Below are 21,597 nucleotides of genomic sequence, written 5' to 3'. Positions count from 1 at the left end.
ATAATTTAAACTTAGGGTGGGGTTTACATGGAAATTTTGGAAGAAAATGAGAGAATTTTCTTAAGAGAAATTGCTCCCGACGACTGGGCACCTCTACATGAAATTGCTTCCGATGAAGAAGCGTGCAAATTTCAACCATGGGGTCCGAACAATGAAGACGACTCCAAATTTTTCGTAAATCAAGCGATGAGAGATAGACAAAAAAGGCATCGCAGTCGATATGTGTTTGCGATTGTAGAAAAAGAATCAAATCAAATAGTAGGCAATATTGAAATGAATATTCGTGATTGGGACGGAGTAGGTGAGATCGGTTTCATCATTCACTCGGGGCATTGGGGTAAAGGATTGGCGACGGACGCAGCTTTACTCATCATGAAACATAGCTTTGAAAAGTGCGAACTTCACAGGGTTGCAGCAACCTGTAGTCCAGAAAACAAAGCCTCTATTAAAGTTCTTGAGAAAATCGGAATGGTAAAAGAGGGCGTACTTAGGCAGGATTTGTTAGTGAAGGGTGAATGGCGTGACTCCTGTGTTTATAGTATTCTGAGAGAAGAGTGGTATGAAAAATATGTGAATACGGATAGCCAATTAAATAGGTTAACGGATGATCAAAATGATAGTGCTTGAAATAACAAAAAGGAGTGATTCCTATTAAGGAATCACTCCTTTTTTAAGAAGTAGTCTGCCAAACGACCCGTTTCTAGTGATTAGAAACAGATGCGTTAGGTTTGTTGTGTACAGCAAGGCGCTTGACCAGCTGTGAACTGTCTTTGTTCAATCCTACTACCTGAACGTCGATCTCATTCTCTCTATATTTTAATACAAGTTTATCAATAGCAGCTACTGCTGAATCATCCCACACATGAGCATTGGTAAAGTCGATTTCAACTTTTTTAGCCTCAATAGAGTAATCGAAATGCTTCAATAAGTTATCGGTGGAAGCGAAGAATACTTGACCGCTCACTTTGTAGACCATTTTCATCGTGCTCTTTTCATAGGCTTCTTCTACATGAATTTTTGAAATCTTGGCTACGAAGAAAATCGCACTCAAAATGACTCCGGCCAGTACACCTTTGGATAGGTCGTGTGTTTTCACAACAGTTGCTACAGTGACAACCATGACAACAGAATCAGAGATTGGGGTTCGGTTGAACCTTGTCAATGAACTCCAGTCAAATGTACCAATGGATACCATAATCATGACACCAACAAGAACGGCCATTGGAATTTGTACGAGCAAGTCGTTAAACACGATAATCAATAGCATCATGAATATACCAGCCACTAAAGTTGAAAGGCGTCCTCGCCCTCCTGAAGATACGTTGATAACAGATTGTCCGATCATAGCACAGCCAGCCATGCCTCCGAACAAACCGGAAACAACGTTAGCCATTCCTTGGCCGCGCGCTTCTTTATTTTTATCACTTACAGTATCTGTCATGTCATCAACAATTTGAGCAGTAAGCAGGGATTCTAATAGACCGACAAAAGCTAGAGCAAGGGAAATTGGAAATATAATTTGCAAGGTTTCAAAGTTCAATGGAATATCAGGAATTAGGAAGATAGGTAGTGTACTTGAAAGTTCACCCATATCTCCTACTGTCTTTAAACCGGCGCCTGAAGTTATTGCAATGATTGTCATCACAATTATGGCTACGAGCGGAGAAGGGACAGCTTTAGTGAACCTTGGGAGAATATAGATGATGGCAAGTGACCCTGCAACCATAGCGTACATAGCCAACCCTGCTCCTTCAAAGTGGACCAGCTGGGATGAAAAAATTAGAATAGCAAGAGCGTTAACAAACCCGATCATAACCGATCGCGGAATAAACTTCATAAATTGCCCAATTTTAAGCGTTCCTAAGATAAACTGCAAAATACCAGTCAAGATTGTAGCTGCAAGCAAATACTCTAATCCATGATCTTTGACAAGAGTAACCATAAGGACTGCCATAGCTCCGGTAGCGGCTGAAATCATTCCAGGACGGCCACCCATAAAAGCAATGACAACGGCGATACAGAAGGAAGCGTACAATCCTACCATGGGGTCGACTCCAGCGATGATAGAGAAAGCGATCGCCTCAGGGATGAGTGCCATAGCGACAACCAAGCCTGAGAGCGTATCGTTTTTTACGTTTCCAAACCATTGTTTTTTAATTGTTTGTGTGTTCAATTGCGCACCTCTTTCTTTAGAATTTTGAGACGCACTGTCCATAACAGTGCTATTAATCCGGCAAGAACGAAAAAATTATATCATTCAATCTCCATTAATCATAACTTCATGTAAGCGCATAAATTCGACACATACTTCCATATACATCCTCATTCGCTCTCATAGGATGCAAAATCCCATAATGGAGATTTTTTATCATTGAAGAACAATATTAATAGAATATTTACATAAAAGGCTGGGAACATGATAAAATGAGCAGAGATTAGTGAGACAGGGGGATCTTATGTATAGACATATTTTAGTAGCCGCAGATGGGTCGGAGCACTCTCTAAGAACAGCTGAGCGTGCAGCAGAGCTAGCTCTGCTGCAAGGGGATGGAGAAGTGACGATCGTCTATGTTGTAGATGGAGAGCAATCGAAGTCTGATGTTCTAGCAGAAGGAGATAAATCATTGATTGATCAGCGCAGGCATGAGCGTTTAGAGCCGGTTGAAAAGATCCTTGAAGAAAAACAAGTTCCTTTTCGTGTGGAAATTAAACATGGAGAACCTGGTCCTACCATTGTCAATTATGCGAACGATGAAAATTTTGATATCGTCATTATCGGAAGCAGGGGACTGAACACACTCCAAGAGATGGTTCTTGGAAGTGTCAGTCATAAAGTAGCCAAAAGAGCAAACTGCCCTGTAATGATCGTTAAATAGGAAGCGAGCGAAAAGGCTCGCTTCTTTTTTTGTGCAAAATTGTAATTACACCGCTAAGAAACAGGGTAGAAGAGAATGAAAGGGAGGAGATTCATTCATGAATGAACAAGGTTGTATTAAATGTGGAAGTACAGATGCCGATCAGAAAGAGGTATCGATGACGGGATCAGGGCTATCGAAAATGCTTGATGTCCAAAATAATAAGTTTACGGTCGTGTCTTGTAAAAATTGCGGATACTCGGAATTTTACAACCAAAAAGCTTCCAAGGCGAGCAATATTCTTGATTTCTTCTTTGGAGGATAATGAGTGAAAACATAAAAGATCGTTGAGAGTGGCAACTCTTTCAACGATCTTTATTCATGAAGATTAGGTTATTTAAGAAATCGTAAAATATTTATGTGCAATCAGTCTATTCAGGATCAAATGACAAGCGATCGTTATTAGGATCAAAAGAGCTAATAAAATACTTGAGATCGTCCATAATCCGTTTAGCCCCATGTTCCAGAGGGCAAGGATAGCGGATCCAAACACGACAGCTTCTATAGCAATCGCCAAAAGCCCGATAAATCGGCCTTTGAATACTTCCCGTTCGTCGGTCCAATTCAACTTCGGTTGATAGAGATCGATCAAGAGGCCGATGATACTCGTTACCCAGCTCGTTACTAAAGACAGGAATAACCAAATGATGCAAAGTTGGATGGGGACTTGGATGATCCACAAAGCTGCGGCTCCAATCAAAATCAGAGAAAGCAGGTTGAGAGCGTAAGCAGCTAAAAGTTTGCTTAATAGTACGGTTTTTGCAGAGACAGGCAAATAAAGATGATTGAACCAGCTCTTGCCATCTCTTGAGATAGAAGAAATAGAAGCAGGATTTATACCTAATGCAAGTACGGTGAAACCGAACATAGCAAGAATTAATGTTTTCCCTTCGAATTGATCCATCATCCCTCCAAAACTGCTGACTGATCCATTCGTGTCCAATAGGATAATGATAATAAGAAATACAGGAAAGAAGAGACTTTGAACAACAATTTGCGTGAAAAAAGTAGGAGTTCGAAATATAATTCTCATTTCTTTCATCCACAAACTATACAAAACGGATCGTTGTTTCGTGTTCTTCATAACCTGTTCTTCTTTAAAGGTACTTCTTTTGCCCCCGGTAAGCCCTAATACTCCTTTAAAGTAGATTTTTTGTCCACTCGTAAGAAATACAATGATGCTCACCACTGATAAGGCGATCATCAGCAATAAATAAAGGACCCCCGTAACGGTGCCGGGCTGAGTCAGGGCAATAGAACTAAAATAGGCAGTTGGGAAAAATTTTGTAGCCAATTCAAGTAGTCCGTTTTGTTCTGTGAGAAGTTGAGTCAAATTGGCATTCGCATCTCCAGAATCTAATCGAACGAGAACATTGATTCCGATTGCGAATCCGAATCCTAATAAACCAACGAGTATTTTCGTCCGGTCTTTATTTTTTGAGAGATTAGCGAATCGCATCAAAAACATAATAAAGATGGATACAAGTACAAATGGAATAATTGGAGTCAGCAGCCACAATAACCCTGCGAACAGATAATAGAGAATTCCCGCTGAACTATGAATACCATAGAAAACCAGGGTAGGTAACAGGATGAGCGTATTTATTCCATAAAGCGATAAGAAAGGGACGGCAGATTTACCTATAACGATTTGATAAGGCTGAAAGGGAAGAGCAATGAAGGACTCGACATCTTCAGCAAAATAAAAAGAGCTTAAAACAGATCCAATACTGACAAACAAGAAAATGAACACCATAAAAACGAAGAATAACCCTAATATAACGTTTTCGTTTCCTGTAGAAGCAAGAGGTTCATATAAAGCACCTATAAGGCCGTTTAACGAGTATAAAATCATTAAACCGAATGGAATTAAAACAAGAGCCAAAAAGAAATAGCCGACTTTTTCGCTTGTGCTCTTTCCAGCCATGGAGAGCTGCATTTTAACCATGACTTTAATAAGTTTCCAAGCTTTACTCATTTTGAGTCAACTCCAGGAACAAACGCTCGAGATTATCATCTTCTTTAAATTGCTGTTTCATTTCCTTCATATTACCTTGGAATTGGACTTGACCGTTGTTGATAATCGCTACTTCATCACATAGCTGTTCGACAACTTCCAATACGTGGGTAGAGAAAAAGACAGTCTTCCCTCGTGAGGCGTGCTCGCGCATCATTTCCTTTAACGTATAAGAGGATTTTGGATCTAGTCCAGAAAGAGGTTCATCTAGAATCCATACATCTGGATCGTGCAACAGAACGCCGCTGACAACGATTTTCTGCCTCATTCCATGAGAATAGGTTTGAATATGATCATTAAGCGCATCGTAAATGCCAAAACTCTTTGTTAATTGTTCTATCTTTTCTTTTCTAGTCTCTAAAGGAACTTGAAATACATCACCAATAAAGTTCAAATATTCGATTCCTTTTAAGCGTAGGAAAATATCAGAACGATCCGGGACATATCCAAATAAGTGCTTTGCTTTCATGGGTTCCTTAGTGATATCCACGCCATTCATAATAATGGAGCCTTTATCAATCGGGAGAATGCCTGTCATCATTTTAATCGTGGTAGACTTACCCGCTCCATTTGGCCCTAGAAATCCAAAAATTTTACCACTTGGCACGTTTAAACTCAGATCCTGGACAGCTTTTTTTCCTGGAAAGCTTTTCGAGATTCCGTTCAGTTCAATCATAATATCCATCCTTTGCCAAATACTCTTCTATAGAAGTTACGTATGAATCTTTAAAATGTTTCATTCATCTAAGAAGAGTTCCATATGTTCTTCATCTAAATATCGGTTTGGAAGTTTGATCGCCTTTCGCTCTATTCCATATGATTGAAAACCCATACTTGTATAAAGATTTTTGGCAGGATGGTTATCTGTAACCACACTTAAATGAAGGACTTCGAGGTTTAGAGCCCTTGCTGTATTGATGGCTTCCTGGACTAGGCGTTTAGCTCCACCTTTTCTCCGGCTGGCCGGTGATACGTACATGGCTACGAGGTTCGCTTTGTGGGAAAACTTAGGATGGGATTCTTTTACAATGGTAAGGACACCTTGCAGGCTTTCCTCCTCAAATAATCCAATTGTTCTTGAGGATTTCGATTCCAGCCTTTCCGCTGTCGTTTCAATCGGGTTCGGTCTCTGTTTTTCCTGCTCGTAGGTTGTTATAAAAGCATCTGGATTCGTCAGTAATGCTTCTAAACGTAATTCATAGTAATTTTTTGCATCTTTTCCATTCAATAAACGTGTTTGCATACCCATCCCCTCCTTGAGTTGTCCTTAGACTAGCGAAATTCTATGATAAAGTAAAGAAAGATGAATCTCATGAATAAGTAGGTGGAAATCATGACAGAAAAAGAAAAAATGTTAGCAGGTGAACTATATAAATCGTGGGATGAAGAACTGACCCATGAGCGTTCCCGTGCTCGTCAGATCACTTTTTCCCTTAACCAGACAAAGGATACGGAGGATCATTACCGAAAGCAGCTTATCTATGATCTGTTTGGAACGATTGAAGGAGAAATAGGATTGGAACCCCCATTTTACTGTGATTATGGGTACAACATCCATGTAGGTGAAGGGTTTTTCGCTAACTTTAACTGCGTATTTCTTGATGTTTGCCCGATACGAATAGGGAAAAGAGTCTTAGTGGGTCCCAACGTTCAGCTCTACACGGCGACTCATCCTATGGATAGAGAGACAAGAGCGAGTGGACTTGAATCTGGAAAACCGATTACCATTGGTGATGATGTCTGGATCGGCGGTCATTCGGTCATCAATCCAGGTGTTACGATTGGAGATAATGTGATCATCGGTTCCGGTGCTGTTGTGACGAAGGATATACCTCCGAACGTTTTCGTCGGAGGAAATCCTGCTAAGATCATTCGGGAAGTGGATTAAGGCTATGGGTGGTCGTACGACGAATTTTTCGTTATCATACTAGAGGATGCTTGCATATACGTAAAAGAAAATAAGGAAGGATTGAAATAATGATCAAGAGAAAAAGTCAACGAGAAATCGAACTGATGCATGAAGCGGGTAAATTGCTGGCTAATGTGCATAAAGAACTAAGAACTTTTATCAAGCCCGGAGTTACCACTATGGAAATAGAAAACTTCGTTGAGAAGTATCTAGCAGAAAGAGGAGCAACTGGAGAACAAAAAGGCTACCAAGGGTATGAGTTCACCACATGTGCTTCAATCAACGATGAGATCTGTCACGGCTTTCCTCGTGATGAGAAATTAAAAGAGGGAGACATTGTTACAATCGATATGGTTGTTAACTTGAACGGTGCATTAGCTGACTCGGCATGGACTCACGCGGTTGGTGAAGTGAGTGAAGAAGCTCAACGGTTAATGGATGTAACGAAAACTTCCTTATATAAAGGGATTGAACAGGCGGTGCCAGGGAATCGAATTGGAGATATCGGTCATGCCATTCAGTCTTATGCAGAAGGGGAAGGGTATGCCGTGGTGCGTGACTTCACAGGGCACGGCATCGGTGAATCAATTCACGAAGACCCTTATATTCCTCACTTTGGAGCACCTGGAAAAGGAGCTCGCTTGAAAGAAGGTATGGTCATAACCATTGAACCGATGCTGAACATCGGTGACTGGGGAAGTCGAATGGATGAGAATAATTGGACAGCACGGACGACAGACGGTTCGCTATCTGCTCAATACGAGCATACTGTTGCGATTACAAAAGACGGTCCGATTATCCTTACAGAACAAGATGACTAAGATAAGCAGCCAGGCATGAATTCTTGCCTGGCTTTTTTTATGTATAGAATAAAACTTCTACAATAGTCTCCTATTCCTGAATACTCGGTTTCGAAACTTTCTCGGGTCCTTTTCGTGATAAGTGGTAGGGCTGTCCGGAAAACAACTCGCTTTCCTGCGGGGGAACTGGCAAGCCTCCTCGTTCGCTGCGCTCCCTGTGGGGTCTCGCCTAGCTCCTTCACCCGCGGGAGTCTCGTCGTTTTACGGACAACCCATCTATTCTGTGATGAACAGACCCATTCAATTGGAATGGAAAAGCTCTTATCCAAATTAGAGCCCATTAAGTATATCGAATAGATATGAGTTAAGTGCGTTACTGGACTAATATATTGGCATTTGACGATATTTACACCGATTTCGCTAATATCCAGGCTAAAATACTGGTGTATAGAATGATTCTGACCAATTGAGCTCTTTAAAATTTTGTGTCTGGACTTCTTGATGGCGGATAAGCTTTTCCGACGTAACTTCTCCATTTTATGTTTCCGTTACTTCAAACAATCGGAAGGAGGTCCGGTGAGACCCCGGAGAGCGATTAGCTCGAGGAGGCTCTGCGCATGCCCCGCGGAAAGCGAGCCATTTCCCGGACCTACTGCATCTATTTATCGTAACGGAAACTTCCAAACTCATATTATCTTGAATTCAAGCCTTCCGGATAACTGCTAAATAGTTAAATAGGGATCTAAGAGATTTGTGACTCTGAAAACAAAGAAAGCCCCGATTTCAATTTCTTGAATTGAAATCGGGGCTTGTCTTCGGTTTAAGCTAAGTTCTTATTTTTGAACGTTAGCAGCTTGTGGTCCACGTTGTCCTTCTTCGATTTCGAAAGTTACAACTTGACCTTCTTCAAGAGATTTGAATCCTTCTTCTTGGATCGCGGAGAAGTGAACGAATACGTCGTCTTGACCTTCTACTTCGATGAATCCAAATCCTTTTTCTGCGTTAAACCATTTTACTGTACCTTCAACCATGTACAATTACCTCCTGCGTGGAAACGATATTCCACATTGTATTACTATTCTTGCTCTTCAATTCAATCAAGACGACATGCTGTAAAACACTTTATCTTTCTGAATCTCAACGAACAACAATAATTAACCATAGTATAACAGATGAAAAAAACAAAAGATACCCTAAGCCCAAAAAAGTTTTCTAATCTTGAGGTTGAGTGAGATATGCTCTATTTAACAACAAATATAGAGATTTCTCGACAAATTTATCAACGTTTTCTTTCGGGATCGCAGCTAAGTCATTCAAACTATTCCCTTGATCCAATAAATGCTGCATCAAGATCCATCCTGCATAATTGGCTTCTTTTTCATAACCGGAAGCCCCTGTACCTTTTGTGAAGGAGTACAAGGCTTCATAATCGGTTCTTTTCAAATGTGGGATGAGATTCATCATGATCCGATTCGGTTCTTTGCTGCACTTTTCATGTTTCCAAAGAAGCTCAATTTCAGCGTTCTCTTCCGAAGCCTTCAATTGCTGGGTTGTGTGAAGAGCAAGGCCTTCTTGGAAAATAAGCTGAGCCAGGGTTCTAGTGTGACTTGGAGCAAGGCCTGATTTGACACAGTGAACAACCCTTGTCAATTCCTGGACAATCTTGTAATCACTCCAGTCTACTTCTACAGGAAAGCAAAGCGTGTAACGCTCATTCTCTTGTTGGATGAATGGTTCCGTTTCAAAAGTTCCAACAAAATATAGAACCGTCAAATCTATCGGCTTTGTCACATGCAACATCTGTTTAACCTTCGTCAGCAATTCACTTAGGTTGATTGGATCGGGTTCGAAGTATTTGATCTTTTCATAAACGAGGGAATATTTATCCCAAGCATAATCCAGCATCTCACGAGCAAGTTGATCTTTCTTGTAGCCAGGAGGGACGAAAGTAAAACCATAATAATGTTTCCATAACTCAAACCGGCGTTCAGGACTTGCATTTTCAAGGGAGGCGTTATCATAAAACGTCAGAAATCTATCCAGCATCTGTTTGCATTTTAAATCGTCCATGCTGATCCTCCTCGGATTGTTATTGATGTAAAAATTCCAAGCGTTTATCCCATACTTCACGAGCACCTTTTCCAATCCATATCAAATGACTATCTGCATTAACCTCATAAATTTCGCAATGAGGGGCTAGCGACTTAAGCAATAGGGCATTCGTGTATTGAACACTTTTGTCTTTTTGTGAATACATGCCTAGAATAGGGGCTTGCACATGACTGATATCTGAAACAGAGTGATCCAGGTCGAGAGAAAATCCTTTACCAGATTGGGATGTTGCCAGCATGTCATAGACGAACCGCCGGTCATTTGGGGATAGACTCTCGAGATATTCTTCTGCATTCTCTGTCGTCATTTCGGACAGAAGTTGTTTCATGACAAGGTCAGGAAATAGTTTAAGCATTTTACGCAAACTGCCCCACACCATACGCTCAGCAGGGCCAAAGAGGAGCTTGGCTCTTTGTTTCATATTCTCCTCCCACGGAGCTGTCATGGCAGCTTCCATTACGATCTTCGAAACTCTATCCGGATGGCGGGTAGCCAGAGCGAGAGCGGTTGGTCCTGCTGCTGATATAGCAATGACGCTGACCAATTCAATCTCTAAATGATCAAGGATTTCAACGATTGTATCAGCGAAATCTTCCGGGGTTTTTCCGGTAGAAACCTCCGTATAGTCATAGCCTGGGCGTGAAACGGTTAGTAATGAAAAACCTTCATAAATGAGACTGCTGTGAGACAAATCGGTATCCCGTGTTGAATGCCCACCTTTGAGTAGAAGGACTGTAGGACCGATTCCTTTATATGTAAATTCAACGATTCCTTTAGTTGTATCAAGCAGCATGGTGGTCATTTTCTCTCATCCCTTTCGTCATTTTCCCTACTTCAAATATAAGCTATAATGGAAGAAATTGAAACATCTGATCATTCTGAAAAAAGGGGTGGATTTGTGAGGATCGTGTCGATTTGTCCCAGTAACACTGAAATTGTAGCTTATCTTGGTCAAACAGACATGTTGGTTGGTGTCGACAATTATTCTGATTATCCTGATCAAGTGAAGCAATTGCCAAAACTCGGGCCTGATTTATCGATAGACATGGAAAAAGTGGCAAACCTCAAACCGGATCTTGTATTGGCGAGTCTTTCTGTACCTGGGATGGAAAAAAATATTGAAGGATTGAAAGAGACAGGCTTGCCTTACATTATATTAAACGCAAACCATTTATATGAGATAGCTGATGATATTAGGAGAGTTGGAAAAGAACTCCATATAGAAAAAGAAGGAAATAAAAAAGCGGATGAATTCTTAAGAGAAATAGAGGAGTTCCGTACAATGGCCCAAAAAATAGAACACAAGCCCTCACTCTATTGGGAATGGTGGCCAAAGCCGATTTTTACTCCTGGAAAGTCTAATTGGCTGACTGAAATAAGTGAGCTTGCTGGGGCTAGCAATGTATTTGAGTCGGAATCGGAAGCTAGTGTTCAAACGGATTGGGAAGAGGTGAGAAAGCGAAACCCGGATCATATATGCATGGTGTGGGTAGGGGTGAAAGAAGACAAGATGAATCCTGACCTTCTGAAAAAAAGGCCGGGGTGGATGGAAATGGAGGCTGTTAAAAATAACCGCATTCATGTGCTGGAGGAGTCGTTATTTTGCAGGCCAAGCCCCCGGTTACTGGAAGGTTTAAGGAAGCTTAAATCAGTTCTCGAAAAAGGAAGGCAAGCGTAAAGCCTGCCTTCTAAATTTAGTGGAGCTTATTTTGATGTTTTGGGACAGCAAGTTCCTTGAAGTTACTTGCTAGATCGCTTAGCTGCTTAGCTAATAGTTCATCATCCATTGGCAGCCCATGTCCTGTTAACGCAACTTTTGGATTAAGAGAGGCTAATTTCTTCACAGATTTTTCAGCTTCCTGCCAATTGTGAGTGAAGTAGGCTGGTGGTCCATGAACATGTTGATGCTGGATGAAAACCGCCATACTTGACTCTTGTTTGACTGTAATGATGGCATCTCCTGCAAGCAATGTCCGATCCTTGTCTCTGAACAAGGATATGTGACCTGGAGTATGACCAGGAGTGTGGATGACTCTCCATCCCTCTAAAAAAGGAAGCTTCCCGTCCTGAGGAATCGGATGAATATATTTACTCAAGTTTACAGGGTCTGTTGGAAAAAAGGGTGACATTAGGGCAAACAATCCGCCCCCAACGGTCGCGTCACCGACCGGATAATCTCTTTTCCCTGTAACATAATCCATTTCCATCGGGTGAATATAGATGGGTACATCCCAATGGTCAGCCAATTTTCTCGCCGACCCGACATGATCGAAATGACCGTGAGTCAATATAATGGCTTTCGGAGGATGGTCCCCAAACCGTTTGGATGCTGCTTCAATAATTCGGTTTGCATAATGACCAATTCCACAGTCAACAAGCACCCAGTCTTTTGATCCTTCTTTTCCGACAAAAACTACGTTGACAATTAACGTTCTATAAAAAGCTATATCATCAAGGACTTGTTCAGGTTCTGCATGGCCCATATGCCAATCCTCATTCGTATCAACTTCATGCTCATACTTATCCACGGTGATCACCTTCTTTTTTCATAGTTTGGATGGAGATCATCGTTCTATACAGAAAAGGGGAGAGGATTTAAAATGCACGTTCGTAAGGCGCGACTAGACGATGCCCTGGGTATTGCAAAGGTAAGCGTTAATGCTTGGAGAAGCACATACAAAGGAATAGTTTCTGATGATTTTCTTGAAAAGATGACTATCCAAAAAAGAGCCGAAAAGTGGAGGGACAAAATCAGCGGTAAGAATGAAATCATCTATGTAGCAGAGGTGAATGAGGTGATTGTCGGCTATGCAAGCGGCGGTGTGGAAAGAGGGAGAATGAAGGAGTACGATGGAGAACTTTATGCCATATACTTATTAGAAGCTTTTCAAAATAGGGGCCATGGAAAGCTTCTTTTATCTTATCTTTCAACTGAGATGGAGGTCAGAGGGTACACCTCTTTGCTCGTTTGGGTATTAGAGGCTAACCATTCGAAAGACTTTTATAAACGGTTGGAGGGTAAAAAAATAGCGGAAGATACGATGGAGTTAAGCGGTATTGATTATCGATTATTGGGATTTGGGTGGCCAAGTATAACGGAGCTGCGAGAGCAATTATCAATTTAAAAGGGAGTCTTCTGAAAAAGACTCCCTTTCGATCGTTAATTCACTACTTTTTTCAATGGTTTGTTTTGTTCTGAAGAATTCGGAGTCAAGGTTTTTCCTGTGATACCGAAAAGAATCGTAAGGATCGGACTTAATAGACAAAAGAAAGCGAAAGGCAAATAATCAAGTACCGGTACCCCAAGTACTCCGGAAAGAAAGACGCCACATACACTCCATGGTACGAGCGGATTAATGACAGTTCCAGCGTCCTCTAAGGTTCTGGATAGGTTTTTCCTCGCTAAATTGGCTTTTTTATAAATATCCTGATAGGCCTCTCCTGTAAGCAGGATGGACAAGTACTGTTCACCAATGGCAATGTTAATTCCTATAGCTGTGAATGCCGTAGATAAGGTCGCTGACCTTACGGATTTCAATCCGTGCTGGACTTTTTGAAGTATAGCAGGGATGACACCTGTAATGAAGAAAAGACCTCCAAGAGCTAGTGCCAAAATAACAAGAGATACGGTAAAGAGCATACTGTTCATGCCGCCTCGTGTGAGTAGGTCGTTGACTACATCACTGCTTGTCTCAGCAGTAAATCCGTCAAACCAAGTACCCCACAGAGCTCCCCAGCCAAGAACTCCTCTCAATCCTGCGATTAACGTAGCGATGATGCTGCTGGCAGCAAGAGATATAAAAGCAGGCTTTTTTGCTACCGTTAATCCTACAAGAACAAGTAGAGGGAGCCAAGAACTCCAGTGAATTAAACCTGCTTCTGCCAGCCCGTTTTGAAAATTCGATAGCTGTTCACTTTCTGCACTCTGCTGTGGAGAAAGGATGATGAATAAAATAAATGTAATGATAAAGGCGGGAACAGTGGTCCAGGACATGTTTTTTATATGATCGAATAAATCTACATCAACGACAGTAGAAGCTAAGTTGGTTGTATCAGATAATGGTGACATCTTATCACCGAAGAAAGCTCCAGATACGATGGCTCCAGCTGTCATCGCAAGAGAAACATCCATTGATTGAGCAACGCCTATCAAAGCTACTCCAACAGTGGCTGCGGTTGTAAATGAACTTCCTAACGCAACACCCACAATGGCAGTAACTGCAAATGTAATAGCCAGGAACCAAGGACCACCAGCTAATGAAAAGGCAGCATCCATCAAGACAGGAATCGTCCCACTGGCCATCCAACTTGAGATGAGGATCCCGATTAAGAAGAATAAGAGAACAGCTCCCATCCCTGTCTGAGCTCCTTGTACCATTCCATATTGTAAGTCTTTGAATGACATTCTTTTGAAGAATCCGTAGCCAATCATGAGTAGTATTCCTAATAAAATAGGAACATGTGGAACGCTTTGGATTTCTATAATAAAATAGCTTATGATTCCAATCGTAATAACTAATAAAAGACTTGCTTCGATAACGCCAGGTAGTTTTTTTGGCTGTAGATGCAGCATTGCAGTTCCTCCTTATACCATAAATAAAGCTTCGCCCCTAAAAGCTAGGGACGAAGCTTAAGCTCCGCGGTACCACCCTTGTTGGTAATCGAATTTACCCACTTCATTGGTGTATCACTATAAAACGAATACTGTAATTCAAAGACTTACGGCCAGAGTTTTCACCATCCACTCTGTCTCTTCTACTGCCAGATAGCCTTTTACTGCGGTATTCAGGATACGGTTATCTATTCTTTTCTACTTAAACGCTTTTATGTGTTGAAGTAACTCTATGATAAGAGAAAGAGCGGTAAATTGTCAATCCTTTTATACTAATTCTCTATACTTCTCATTTTACTCCTGAATTGTGTATAATAGTGTAAATTTTATAAACAGGAGGGGAGACGTGTGCAGACACATGTGATAAATCAAACGAATTCCGAAGGTCGTTTACATATGGTCAAACGAGGAGTAATGGCAGGTTTTCCTATCATGCTGGGGTATTTTCCTATTGCGCTGACTTACGGAGTTTTAGCCAATCAATCCGGAATGACTACAGTTGAATTGACGCTAATGAGCGTGCTTGTTTTTGCAGGGGCTGCACAGTTTCTCGCAGTTGGAATGGTCGCTGCAGGAACGGGGATGGGTGAAATTATCATCGCCACCTTTGTGTTGAATTTCCGCCATTTTGTTATGAGTCTATCTTTTGTCAATCGATTAAAAAATATTGCTTTACGTGCTAAACTTCCCCTCACACTTGGACTTACGGACGAAACGTTCACCGTATCAGCACTCTACAGGAAAGAGGCAAAAGAAGATTATGGTGCTTACTTTTATACAGCTCTTATTTTAACGGCTTATGTGTCCTGGGTAGGAGGTTCATTCGCAGGAGGGATACTCGGTGATATCATGCCTCCTCGATTGAGCGAGAGTATGGGTGTAGCCTTATATGCGATGTTTATCGGCCTGCTTGTACCGTCTGTGAAAAAGCATTACAGGATCGCATTCATTGCGATTGCAGCGATGGCTGTCAATTACGTATGTCAGTCATTTGGTATGAACCAAGGCTGGGCGATTGTTATCGGTACAGTTGCAGGCGGGTTTAGCGGCATATGGATCTTAAGAGGTGAGGAGGAAGAACAATGATGATTTGGATGATTATCGGAATGGCAATTGTGACCGCTGTGCCTCGTTTTTTACCCGCCTTCATCGTAGATTTTATTCATTTTCCTCCGTGGGTCGATCGATGGTTGAATGCAATTCCATATGCGGCGCTTGGAGCACTGATTTTTCCAGGAGTTATGTCAGTGAAGCCGGATGCACCACAAATTGGGGTGATTGCTGGGCTTGTTGCCGTATTATTAGCATGGCTTAACATTCATATTATTTTTGTTGTTATAGGAGCAATCCTTTCCGTCTTTCTTCTTACTTTATAAGCACACCTGCCTATTAGGTGCATATCGTATAGGGATACTTCCGAGAAAGGAATTGATCGTTATGCATCGACAACAAGGCTTTCCTTTTGGCCAGTTCTTTGGTGGACCTGGTCAAGGACCAGGAGGCGGGTTTGGTGGAGGCCCGGGTCAGGGATTGGGCGGATTCATAGGTGGAGGTCCAGGGCAGGGACCAGGCCCAGGTCAGGGAGGACCCCCAGGAGGACCGCCTCCATTTGGAGGACCTCAAGGAGGTCAACTTCCTCCACCGCCATTAGTGCCGCCTCAATCGCAGGGACCAAGCGCATATGCTGTTGACCCTGGCTCTCTATTTGGATGTTTGTACAGATACACCTGGGTGAGACTAGAGAATGGACGGTCATTCTGGTTCTACCCTATGTTCATAGGAAGAACGTCAGTGGCTGGTTATCGATGGCAGCGTAGACGGAGACAATGGGTTTATACAGGATTAGACACAAGTCTGATTTCAAGTTTTCAATGTTAGAAGAAATAGATGGTGCCACAAGCGGGGTGCCATCTTTTCTGTTAAAATAACTATAGAAGATGCTACAGAAGGGAAGAGGAGTTATGCCTGAAGTCAGAGAAGCACGCTTTGAAGATGCCGAAACCATTGCGAATATCCATTTATGCAGTTGGAAGTCTACATACAAAGATTTGATTGATGAGAGAGATTTGGGGAATATCACTCTGGAAAATCGGATGGCTCTATGGGAAACCGTATTGAGAAAGCCTGTAAACGGACAAATTGCATTAGTCATAGAGAATGAAGAAAAGGAAGTCGTCGGTTTTGTTTCAGGTGGAAAAGAACGTACGAAAAGTTATAACTATGATGGAGAAGTGTATGCTATTTACCTGCTCGACGAATTTCAAGGGAAAGGATACGGAAGAAAGCTTCTTGAATCCTTCTCAAAAAAGATGAAAGAAGCTGGGTATCAGTCTCTTCTTGTTTGGGTTCTGACAAACAACCCTTCAAGTCAATTTTATTCAAAAATGGGCGCCCATCCGGTTGAAGCGGAAAAAGTGACGATTGGTCAAGGGACCTATGAGGAAACGGCTTACGGATGGAAGAATATCGATCAATTAACTCAGACAACTTCATGATTTGTTTTCAATAAAAAGGGAAACGGTGAGACTTCAGCTCATCGTTTCCCTTTTCTCATGTTCATTCTACCGTTTGCTTATTTTAAATAGAGGTATTCTTACAAAAGAATGGTCTGGAAAAGGAAGTAGGTCTATCAAAAGGTTCTGCAGCGTATCTTCATTATGAAAAGAAAGTAAAGGTGTCGACCCCTTCCAGCGCGTTTCCTTTCTTCCAAATTATCGTAAGGAGGTTCGGGAAATGGCGAGACTCCTGTGGGAATAGAGTGCATGGTGAGATCCCGCAAGGTGGAGCCTGAGGAAGCTCACCGGACTCCCACGGAAAGCGAACCATTTCCCGGACCTCCTTCTTCTGTCCACTTCAACGGAAACCTCCCAACCTAGAACGTCGCAGATTCTAAATACTCATGCTGACCGTAGAGGGGTCCGTTCATCTCTGAATGGGTAGGGTGGAGGGGGAACGGCGAGACTCCCGTGGGAGAAGGTTCTAGGCAAGACCCCACAGGGAGCGCAGCGACTAAGGAGGCTTGCCAGTTCCCCCGCAGAAAAGTGTTCAAATGCGGAATCGCCCCGGTAGACACGACTCGCATAAGCAGACCATCAAAAGGAATATGCTTTTTTATTCCGTTGATGATCTGCTTATGACGCGAGTGTCTGGGCGATGAAGCTGGCCGAGTCGCTTACCCGCCAGCCCTATCCCTTTTCCTAAACGGACCCAATAGAATCTCAAGACTGAGTCTTCAGAATAACTAGGCTTTGGTAGGAGGAGGTTCATGATTCTCCGCTTTCGTATGGTTCGATATGAATGTGTGCATACGAGATTCCGTGTTCCTTTTCCAGAAGATCCTCTACTTCATCCGTGATTTCATGCCCTTGTTGAATCGTAATATCAGGATTCACATGAATCGTTGCTTCTACCAATGTTTGATTCCCTTGCAGGCGTCCTTTTACATCAATGACTGCCCAAACATCAGAATGAGCAGCAATAGTCCCTCGGATGCTTTCAATTTCTTCTTCATCAAAACCATCTGTCAAACTATGTGTGGCATCTTTAAATATATCCCAGGCCGTTTTACAAATGATTAACCCCACAATCAGACCAGCTAAGGGATCTAACCAAAACACACCGAATTGAGCTCCGAAAATACCAATCGCAGCACCTATACTTACTAAAGCATCCGAACGGTTATCTTGGGCTGCAGCATATAGAGCTTTACTATTTACCTTCTTTGATAGTCTTAGATTATACCGGTAAACCGCAAACATAATTAGAGCGGCAGCTAGTGCTGTCCAGGCTGTCAGAATGGAGGGTTCATTGGTGCGCTGGTTGATGATGTCTTGTACAGTGCCGATAATGACTTCAATTCCTACTGTCATCATAATGAAGGCCGCAACAAGAGAGGCGATCGTTTCAGCACGAAAATGGCCATAATGATGATCTTCGTCAGGTGGTTTTCTGGAGATTTTTAGTCCGACCAGCACGGCAATAGAGGCGATAACATCGGTTGTATTGTTCAACCCATCAGCTCTTAGTGCTTCAGAGTGACCGTAGTGAGCAATGATCAGTTTCGTAGCGGCTAATGCTAAATAGGCGACGATACTAACCCAAGCCCCTTTTTCACCCATCTTTAAATTTTCATATTCACTCATGTGACGAACCTCCGAGTTTTCTTGTAAAAGCTTGATATAGCTTACCAAAGGATATCCTGTTGAGTCTAGAGAAAAAAAGCTTTCCCTGTACAGATAGCTTGAGTATGGTTATGATCTTTGCCCTTATTCAAATAATCTTGACCAAATGAAAAGGTTTCATTAAATATCTTGAATTAAAGAATCTTTAGTTTGAGTTTTTTAGTTAATGGGTATATACTTTTTGTGAATCCTACTCTTTATCTTCGGTAACAATACTGAGGAGAATAAATGAAAGAAGGAGAGATCTTCATGGCAAACGTCAAATTAGCAATTGTTTATTACAGTTCTACAGGAACGAATTACAAGATGGCTCAATGGGCACAAGAAGCTGCAGAGTCAGCTGGTGCTGAAGTGAAGCTCGTGCGTGTTCCGGAAACAGCGCCAATGGAAGCTATTGAACAGAACCCTGCCTGGAAAGAACATTACTTAGCAACTAAGGATGCCGTACCTGAAGCAAAAGTAGATGATTTAGATTGGGCGGATGCTATCATTTTTAGTGCCCCAACACGATTTGGAAATGTACCTGCTCAAATGAAACAATTCTTAGATATGACAGGCGGCTTGTGGTTCCAAGGGAAGCTCATTAATAAAGTCGTAAGTGCTATGACTTCTGCCCAAAACCCGCATGGGGGCCAAGAGGCTACTCTTCTTAACCTTTACACAACAATGTTCCACTGGGGTGCAATTATCGCAGCCCCTGGATATACAGATGAATCCTTGTTTGCCGCTGGCGGGAATCCTTACGGTACAAGTGTAAGTGTGGACGGCGAAGCGAACATCAAAGACGATGAGGAAGCAGCGAAAGGCGCTGTAAAACACCAAGTAAACCGTACATTAGATATAGCTTCTAAATTTGCCCAATAATATGTAAGTTTCTAATAAAAAATTCCTCCTTATAGAAGGAGGAATTTTTTATTTTGTAAATTTTTCTATTTTTTAAGTCTCTCAAATACTATCAGAATAGACTTTAGAGGTTTAAAAAATAGAAAAGTGGGAATTATAATACTAAATATTCAGAAAACTTATTGCGAAATAGATTAAAATCCTGCATAATGGAAAAAAGCATGAAGGGGGTATTCTCATGAGAAAGCAAAAGATGGTCTATGTTATCCGCCGCGACCCCGAATATAAAGGTAGAGAGATTACCGCAAAAAGAGAATTGTCCTTTGGTATTCAGTTAGCTTCACGTCTTCTATTGGATCAGTTGAGTTTTGAGTTCAATAAAGATCGTCTCGATGAAGAAATCAACGAGGCAATCGATAACAATGACCGTGAAGCATTTGAACGTTTAAGTTTACAGTATCAACCCTATACTTGGGAATAACTTATAAGGTAAAGCCACTGTTTGTTCAGTGGCTTTTTTTTGTTGCTAAAGTACAAATAGATGGGATGCATCTTTTTGAGCTAAAAAGATTAAATGTAAGTGGCAACGGTGATTTAAGTCCTGAATCACATATACAGGTTCTTCCTATAAATGTTATAGTAAATGTATCATCATAGACTAGGAAGGTATTAAGAATGAAAAAATATATGGTAATGGTGGCAGTGTTGAGCTTGAGTCTATCCGCCTGTTCATTCGGGGCTACTCAAGAAGAACCGAATGCTTCTGCATCTTCCTCTACAAGTAAAAAAGAGGTAGAAGAAAAGGCAGAACCGACATTTAATCCAGATGAGGCTGATTCAGAGAACTCAGACAGTAATAACCAACAAAAACAATCCAATGAATCACAAGAGCAATCGAAAGCAAATGAGAAAGAAAAAACAGAGGATGGGCTAACAGTAGTCGCTGACCCACAAAATGTACAAGTGGTGGTAAATAAACAGCGAAAGCTGCCAGATGGATATATTCCACCAGATCTTACAGTTCCTGACGTTCCTTTTTATTTTGATGAAGACTTGCCAAAAAAACAAATGCGTGAAGAGGCCGCCAAGCAATTAGAGCAATTGTTTGCTGGGGCTAAGAAAGCGGGAGTGGAGCTAGTCGCAGCATCTGGCTATCGTTCGTATGAACGGCAAAAAAGAATTTTTCAAGGCTACGTAGAAGAACATGGAGAGAAGAAGGCAAATACCTTCTCAGCGAAACCAGGTACAAGTGAGCACCAAACAGGCCTGGCTATGGATGTAACCTCTGCTAAAATGTCCTTTCAGCTTGATCAGTCCTTCAGGCAGACAGAAGAGGGTGAATGGCTGGCTAATCATGCTCATGAGTATGGTTTCATCATTCGTTATCCTAAAGGTAAAGATGCCATTACAGGGTACACTTACGAACCGTGGCATTTAAGGTACGTAGGGAAAGACATTTCGACTGACATTCATAATCAATCATTAACTTTAGAAGAGTTCTTCGGTTTTCAACCAGCGGGACAATAAACACATCCCCTTCAACATGCGAGTTGAAGGGGGTTTTTTAATAGCAAATGCCGACTCGTTTTTGGTTGAATCGAGAGTTTCTCAAGCACTCAAAAGCAAACCTTGCTGTGTCATCCACCGTGATTTTTTTTCCATCAATGGGTAAGTAGTCAATTTCATAACGAATATTTCCTTGTTCTTCTCCATCAGGAAGATAGGTTGGACAAACAATGGTCCAATCGAGATTAGATCGTGAGAAGTGTTCATATACTTTACCATGTTCTTCAGCTGCAAATGTCTTTTTGCGCTTAGATTCAGAGGTTTGGAAACGATATTTCCCTTTTTCATATCGGCTGTTTAATATTCCCGCTGTACCGATGGTGACGATCCTTGTGAGACCTTCTTTTTTCATCTCTTTGATCATAGAAGGAATTGCTTTTGAAAGAGTGTCGGTTTTATCTGTTGAAAGCCCACTGAACACCATTTCACAGCCGCTAAGGGTCTTTTTTACATCTTCAGGATTCGTGACATCACCAACTACCAAGGAAGCTCCCTTGATCATTTGCTTGGCTTTTTCTTCATCTCTGACGAGGGCCACAATTTCCCATCCTTCTTCTAATGCGAGCTTTACGACTTGACTGCCGACTCGCCCAGTTGCTCCAAAAACAGCTAGTTTCATGTTCTCACCTCAAATTTATTGTA

The 21,597-nt window shown here is 41.7% G+C and carries 25 protein-coding genes; 14 read left to right on the top strand and 11 right to left on the bottom strand.

Translation table 11 applies throughout. The annotated features are described in order from the left end of the window. The first annotated feature begins 27 nt into the window (after window positions 1-27). Window positions 28-627: a GNAT family N-acetyltransferase gene (locus tag HM131_RS15420; RefSeq protein WP_085030613.1), complete on the top strand. Its 600-nt coding sequence runs from the start codon at window positions 28-30 to the stop codon at window positions 625-627. A gap of 73 nt (window positions 628-700) precedes the next feature. Here the strand turns inward: HM131_RS15420 and HM131_RS15415 are convergent, their stop codons facing one another. Beyond that, a complete protein-coding gene (locus HM131_RS15415; protein ID WP_232324801.1) occupies window positions 701-2,173 on the bottom strand; it encodes a SulP family inorganic anion transporter in 1,473 nt (490 codons plus the stop codon). Between the two features lie 283 nt (window positions 2,174-2,456). Here HM131_RS15415 and HM131_RS15410 point away from each other — a divergent pair, with 283 nt between their 5' ends. Both HM131_RS15410 and HM131_RS15405 read left to right on the top strand, forming a co-directional pair. After that, window positions 2,457-2,876 carry a universal stress protein gene (locus tag HM131_RS15410; protein WP_085030611.1) on the top strand — a complete coding sequence of 140 codons (420 nt, stop codon included), beginning with the start codon at window positions 2,457-2,459 and terminating at the stop codon, window positions 2,874-2,876. Window positions 2,877-2,973: 97 nt separating this feature from the next. Next, complete coding sequence (locus tag HM131_RS15405) at window positions 2,974-3,180, top strand: zinc ribbon domain-containing protein (RefSeq protein WP_085030610.1); 207 nt, start codon at window positions 2,974-2,976, stop codon at window positions 3,178-3,180. A 72-nt stretch (window positions 3,181-3,252) separates the two neighbouring features. On the opposite strand, the gene HM131_RS15400 is transcribed toward HM131_RS15405, so the two are convergent. The 3 genes from HM131_RS15400 to HM131_RS15390 are packed head-to-tail and all read right to left on the bottom strand — an operon-like array spanning window position 3,253 to window position 6,175. Continuing rightward, window positions 3,253-4,893, bottom strand: a complete 1,641-nt coding sequence (locus HM131_RS15400; protein WP_085030609.1) for a putative ABC transporter permease subunit — start codon at window positions 4,891-4,893, stop codon at window positions 3,253-3,255. Beyond that, the gene (locus HM131_RS15395) at window positions 4,886-5,608 is read right to left on the bottom strand and encodes an ABC transporter ATP-binding protein (protein ID WP_085030608.1); all 723 of its coding nucleotides are present in this window, start codon (window positions 5,606-5,608) and stop codon (window positions 4,886-4,888) included. Before HM131_RS15395 ends, HM131_RS15400 begins: the two co-directional genes overlap by 8 nt. Before the next feature lie 60 nt (window positions 5,609-5,668). Further along, a complete protein-coding gene (locus HM131_RS15390) occupies window positions 5,669-6,175 on the bottom strand; it encodes a GNAT family N-acetyltransferase (protein WP_085030607.1) in 507 nt (168 codons plus the stop codon). An 87-nt stretch (window positions 6,176-6,262) separates the two neighbouring features. Between HM131_RS15390 and HM131_RS15385 the strand changes: the two genes are divergently transcribed. Continuing rightward, complete coding sequence (locus HM131_RS15385; protein WP_085032046.1) at window positions 6,263-6,820, top strand: sugar O-acetyltransferase; 558 nt, start codon at window positions 6,263-6,265, stop codon at window positions 6,818-6,820. Window positions 6,821-6,909: 89 nt separating this feature from the next. Then, entirely contained in the window at window positions 6,910-7,662 is a 753-nt protein-coding gene (gene map / locus HM131_RS15380) for a type I methionyl aminopeptidase (protein ID WP_085030606.1), read from the top strand. Window positions 7,663-8,474: 812 nt separating this feature from the next. Here the strand turns inward: map and HM131_RS15375 are convergent. The 3 genes from HM131_RS15375 to HM131_RS15365 form a co-directional block, all read right to left on the bottom strand. After that, window positions 8,475-8,672 (bottom strand): cold-shock protein, encoded by a 198-nt coding sequence (locus HM131_RS15375; RefSeq protein WP_035510016.1) that lies wholly within the window; start codon window positions 8,670-8,672, stop codon window positions 8,475-8,477. A gap of 181 nt (window positions 8,673-8,853) precedes the next feature. Further along, on the bottom strand, window positions 8,854-9,711 hold the full coding sequence (locus HM131_RS15370; RefSeq protein WP_085030605.1) for a hypothetical protein: 858 nt from the start codon (window positions 9,709-9,711) through the stop codon (window positions 8,854-8,856). A gap of 19 nt (window positions 9,712-9,730) precedes the next feature. Continuing rightward, window positions 9,731-10,555, bottom strand: a complete 825-nt coding sequence (locus tag HM131_RS15365; RefSeq protein WP_085030604.1) for an alpha/beta hydrolase — start codon at window positions 10,553-10,555, stop codon at window positions 9,731-9,733. Window positions 10,556-10,651: 96 nt separating this feature from the next. Between HM131_RS15365 and HM131_RS15360 the strand changes: the two genes are divergently transcribed. After that, on the top strand, window positions 10,652-11,431 hold the full coding sequence (locus HM131_RS15360) for a cobalamin-binding protein (protein ID WP_085030603.1): 780 nt from the start codon (window positions 10,652-10,654) through the stop codon (window positions 11,429-11,431). Window positions 11,432-11,447: 16 nt separating this feature from the next. Here HM131_RS15360 and HM131_RS15355 read toward each other — a convergent pair whose 3' ends face one another. Further along, window positions 11,448-12,281 carry an MBL fold metallo-hydrolase gene (locus tag HM131_RS15355; protein WP_085030602.1) on the bottom strand — a complete coding sequence of 278 codons (834 nt, stop codon included), beginning with the start codon at window positions 12,279-12,281 and terminating at the stop codon, window positions 11,448-11,450. A gap of 72 nt (window positions 12,282-12,353) precedes the next feature. Here HM131_RS15355 and HM131_RS15350 point away from each other — a divergent pair, with 72 nt between their 5' ends. Further along, the gene (locus HM131_RS15350; RefSeq protein ID WP_085030601.1) at window positions 12,354-12,878 is read left to right on the top strand and encodes a GNAT family N-acetyltransferase; all 525 of its coding nucleotides are present in this window, start codon (window positions 12,354-12,356) and stop codon (window positions 12,876-12,878) included. A gap of 35 nt (window positions 12,879-12,913) precedes the next feature. Here the strand turns inward: HM131_RS15350 and nhaC are convergent, their stop codons facing one another. After that, on the bottom strand, window positions 12,914-14,326 hold the full coding sequence (gene nhaC / locus HM131_RS15345; RefSeq protein ID WP_085030600.1) for a Na+/H+ antiporter NhaC: 1,413 nt from the start codon (window positions 14,324-14,326) through the stop codon (window positions 12,914-12,916). 435 nt (window positions 14,327-14,761) lie between these two features. On the opposite strand from nhaC, the gene HM131_RS15340 reads away from it, so the two are divergent. The 4 genes from HM131_RS15340 to HM131_RS15325 all read left to right on the top strand — a co-directional run bounded on the left by HM131_RS15340 (window position 14,762) and on the right by HM131_RS15325 (window position 16,860). Next, window positions 14,762-15,451, top strand: coding sequence for an AzlC family ABC transporter permease (locus HM131_RS15340; RefSeq protein WP_085032044.1), 690 nt, complete (start codon window positions 14,762-14,764; stop codon window positions 15,449-15,451). Further along, window positions 15,448-15,741 carry an AzlD domain-containing protein gene (locus tag HM131_RS15335; protein ID WP_085030599.1) on the top strand — a complete coding sequence of 98 codons (294 nt, stop codon included), beginning with the start codon at window positions 15,448-15,450 and terminating at the stop codon, window positions 15,739-15,741. The genes HM131_RS15340 and HM131_RS15335 overlap by 4 nt, the downstream gene beginning before the upstream one ends. Window positions 15,742-15,802: 61 nt before the next feature. Beyond that, the gene (locus tag HM131_RS15330; RefSeq protein ID WP_085030598.1) at window positions 15,803-16,243 is read left to right on the top strand and encodes a hypothetical protein; all 441 of its coding nucleotides are present in this window, start codon (window positions 15,803-15,805) and stop codon (window positions 16,241-16,243) included. A gap of 83 nt (window positions 16,244-16,326) precedes the next feature. Continuing rightward, window positions 16,327-16,860 carry a GNAT family N-acetyltransferase gene (locus HM131_RS15325; RefSeq protein ID WP_085030597.1) on the top strand — a complete coding sequence of 178 codons (534 nt, stop codon included), beginning with the start codon at window positions 16,327-16,329 and terminating at the stop codon, window positions 16,858-16,860. Window positions 16,861-17,628: 768 nt separating this feature from the next. Here HM131_RS15325 and HM131_RS15320 read toward each other — a convergent pair. Beyond that, window positions 17,629-18,507, bottom strand: a complete 879-nt coding sequence (locus HM131_RS15320) for a cation diffusion facilitator family transporter (protein ID WP_085030596.1) — start codon at window positions 18,505-18,507, stop codon at window positions 17,629-17,631. 288 nt (window positions 18,508-18,795) lie between these two features. Here HM131_RS15320 and wrbA point away from each other — a divergent pair, with 288 nt between their 5' ends. From wrbA to HM131_RS15305, 3 genes are all read left to right on the top strand, one after another. After that, complete coding sequence (wrbA, locus tag HM131_RS15315; RefSeq protein ID WP_085032042.1) at window positions 18,796-19,410, top strand: NAD(P)H:quinone oxidoreductase; 615 nt, start codon at window positions 18,796-18,798, stop codon at window positions 19,408-19,410. Window positions 19,411-19,627: 217 nt separating this feature from the next. After that, window positions 19,628-19,870, top strand: coding sequence for an IDEAL domain-containing protein (locus HM131_RS15310; protein ID WP_085030595.1), 243 nt, complete (start codon window positions 19,628-19,630; stop codon window positions 19,868-19,870). Between the two features lie 194 nt (window positions 19,871-20,064). Further along, window positions 20,065-20,916 carry a M15 family metallopeptidase gene (locus HM131_RS15305; protein ID WP_085030594.1) on the top strand — a complete coding sequence of 284 codons (852 nt, stop codon included), beginning with the start codon at window positions 20,065-20,067 and terminating at the stop codon, window positions 20,914-20,916. Between the two features lie 37 nt (window positions 20,917-20,953). Here the strand turns inward: HM131_RS15305 and HM131_RS15300 are convergent, their stop codons facing one another. Further along, complete coding sequence (locus HM131_RS15300) at window positions 20,954-21,574, bottom strand: NAD(P)-dependent oxidoreductase (protein WP_085030593.1); 621 nt, start codon at window positions 21,572-21,574, stop codon at window positions 20,954-20,956. Window positions 21,575-21,597: the final 23 nt, after the last annotated feature.

Source organism: Halobacillus mangrovi, from assembly GCF_002097535.1.
GTDB classification, from domain to species: domain Bacteria; phylum Bacillota; class Bacilli; order Bacillales; family Halobacillaceae; genus Halobacillus; species Halobacillus mangrovi_A.
Note: the sequence above shows the minus strand (reverse complement) of the source record. Positions and strands in the feature narration are given on the sequence as shown.

Bases quoted from the DNA above. Each gene is read 5' to 3' on its own strand.
- HM131_RS15340 (WP_085032044.1), top strand. From the start codon at position 14,762: ATGGTCAAACGAGGAGTAATGGCAGGTTTTCCTATCATGCTGGGGTAT.
- HM131_RS15405 (WP_085030610.1), top strand. From the start codon at position 2,974: ATGAATGAACAAGGTTGTATTAAATGTGGAAGTACAGATGCCGATCAG.
- wrbA (WP_085032042.1), top strand. From the start codon at position 18,796: ATGGCAAACGTCAAATTAGCAATTGTTTATTACAGTTCTACAGGAACG.
- HM131_RS15400 (WP_085030609.1), bottom strand. From the start codon at position 4,893: ATGAGTAAAGCTTGGAAACTTATTAAAGTCATGGTTAAAATGCAGCTC.
- HM131_RS15375 (WP_035510016.1), bottom strand. From the start codon at position 8,672: ATGGTTGAAGGTACAGTAAAATGGTTTAACGCAGAAAAAGGATTTGGA.
- map (WP_085030606.1), top strand. From the start codon at position 6,910: ATGATCAAGAGAAAAAGTCAACGAGAAATCGAACTGATGCATGAAGCG.
- HM131_RS15335 (WP_085030599.1), top strand. From the start codon at position 15,448: ATGATGATTTGGATGATTATCGGAATGGCAATTGTGACCGCTGTGCCT.
- HM131_RS15305 (WP_085030594.1), top strand. From the start codon at position 20,065: ATGAAAAAATATATGGTAATGGTGGCAGTGTTGAGCTTGAGTCTATCC.
- HM131_RS15350 (WP_085030601.1), top strand. From the start codon at position 12,354: ATGCACGTTCGTAAGGCGCGACTAGACGATGCCCTGGGTATTGCAAAG.
- HM131_RS15300 (WP_085030593.1), bottom strand. From the start codon at position 21,574: ATGAAACTAGCTGTTTTTGGAGCAACTGGGCGAGTCGGCAGTCAAGTC.
- HM131_RS15370 (WP_085030605.1), bottom strand. From the start codon at position 9,711: ATGGACGATTTAAAATGCAAACAGATGCTGGATAGATTTCTGACGTTT.
- HM131_RS15310 (WP_085030595.1), top strand. From the start codon at position 19,628: ATGAGAAAGCAAAAGATGGTCTATGTTATCCGCCGCGACCCCGAATAT.
- HM131_RS15330 (WP_085030598.1), top strand. From the start codon at position 15,803: ATGCATCGACAACAAGGCTTTCCTTTTGGCCAGTTCTTTGGTGGACCT.
- HM131_RS15410 (WP_085030611.1), top strand. From the start codon at position 2,457: ATGTATAGACATATTTTAGTAGCCGCAGATGGGTCGGAGCACTCTCTA.
- HM131_RS15395 (WP_085030608.1), bottom strand. From the start codon at position 5,608: ATGATTGAACTGAACGGAATCTCGAAAAGCTTTCCAGGAAAAAAAGCT.
- HM131_RS15320 (WP_085030596.1), bottom strand. From the start codon at position 18,507: ATGAGTGAATATGAAAATTTAAAGATGGGTGAAAAAGGGGCTTGGGTT.
- HM131_RS15390 (WP_085030607.1), bottom strand. From the start codon at position 6,175: ATGCAAACACGTTTATTGAATGGAAAAGATGCAAAAAATTACTATGAA.
- nhaC (WP_085030600.1), bottom strand. From the start codon at position 14,326: ATGCTGCATCTACAGCCAAAAAAACTACCTGGCGTTATCGAAGCAAGT.
- HM131_RS15420 (WP_085030613.1), top strand. From the start codon at position 28: ATGGAAATTTTGGAAGAAAATGAGAGAATTTTCTTAAGAGAAATTGCT.
- HM131_RS15365 (WP_085030604.1), bottom strand. From the start codon at position 10,555: ATGACCACCATGCTGCTTGATACAACTAAAGGAATCGTTGAATTTACA.
- HM131_RS15325 (WP_085030597.1), top strand. From the start codon at position 16,327: ATGCCTGAAGTCAGAGAAGCACGCTTTGAAGATGCCGAAACCATTGCG.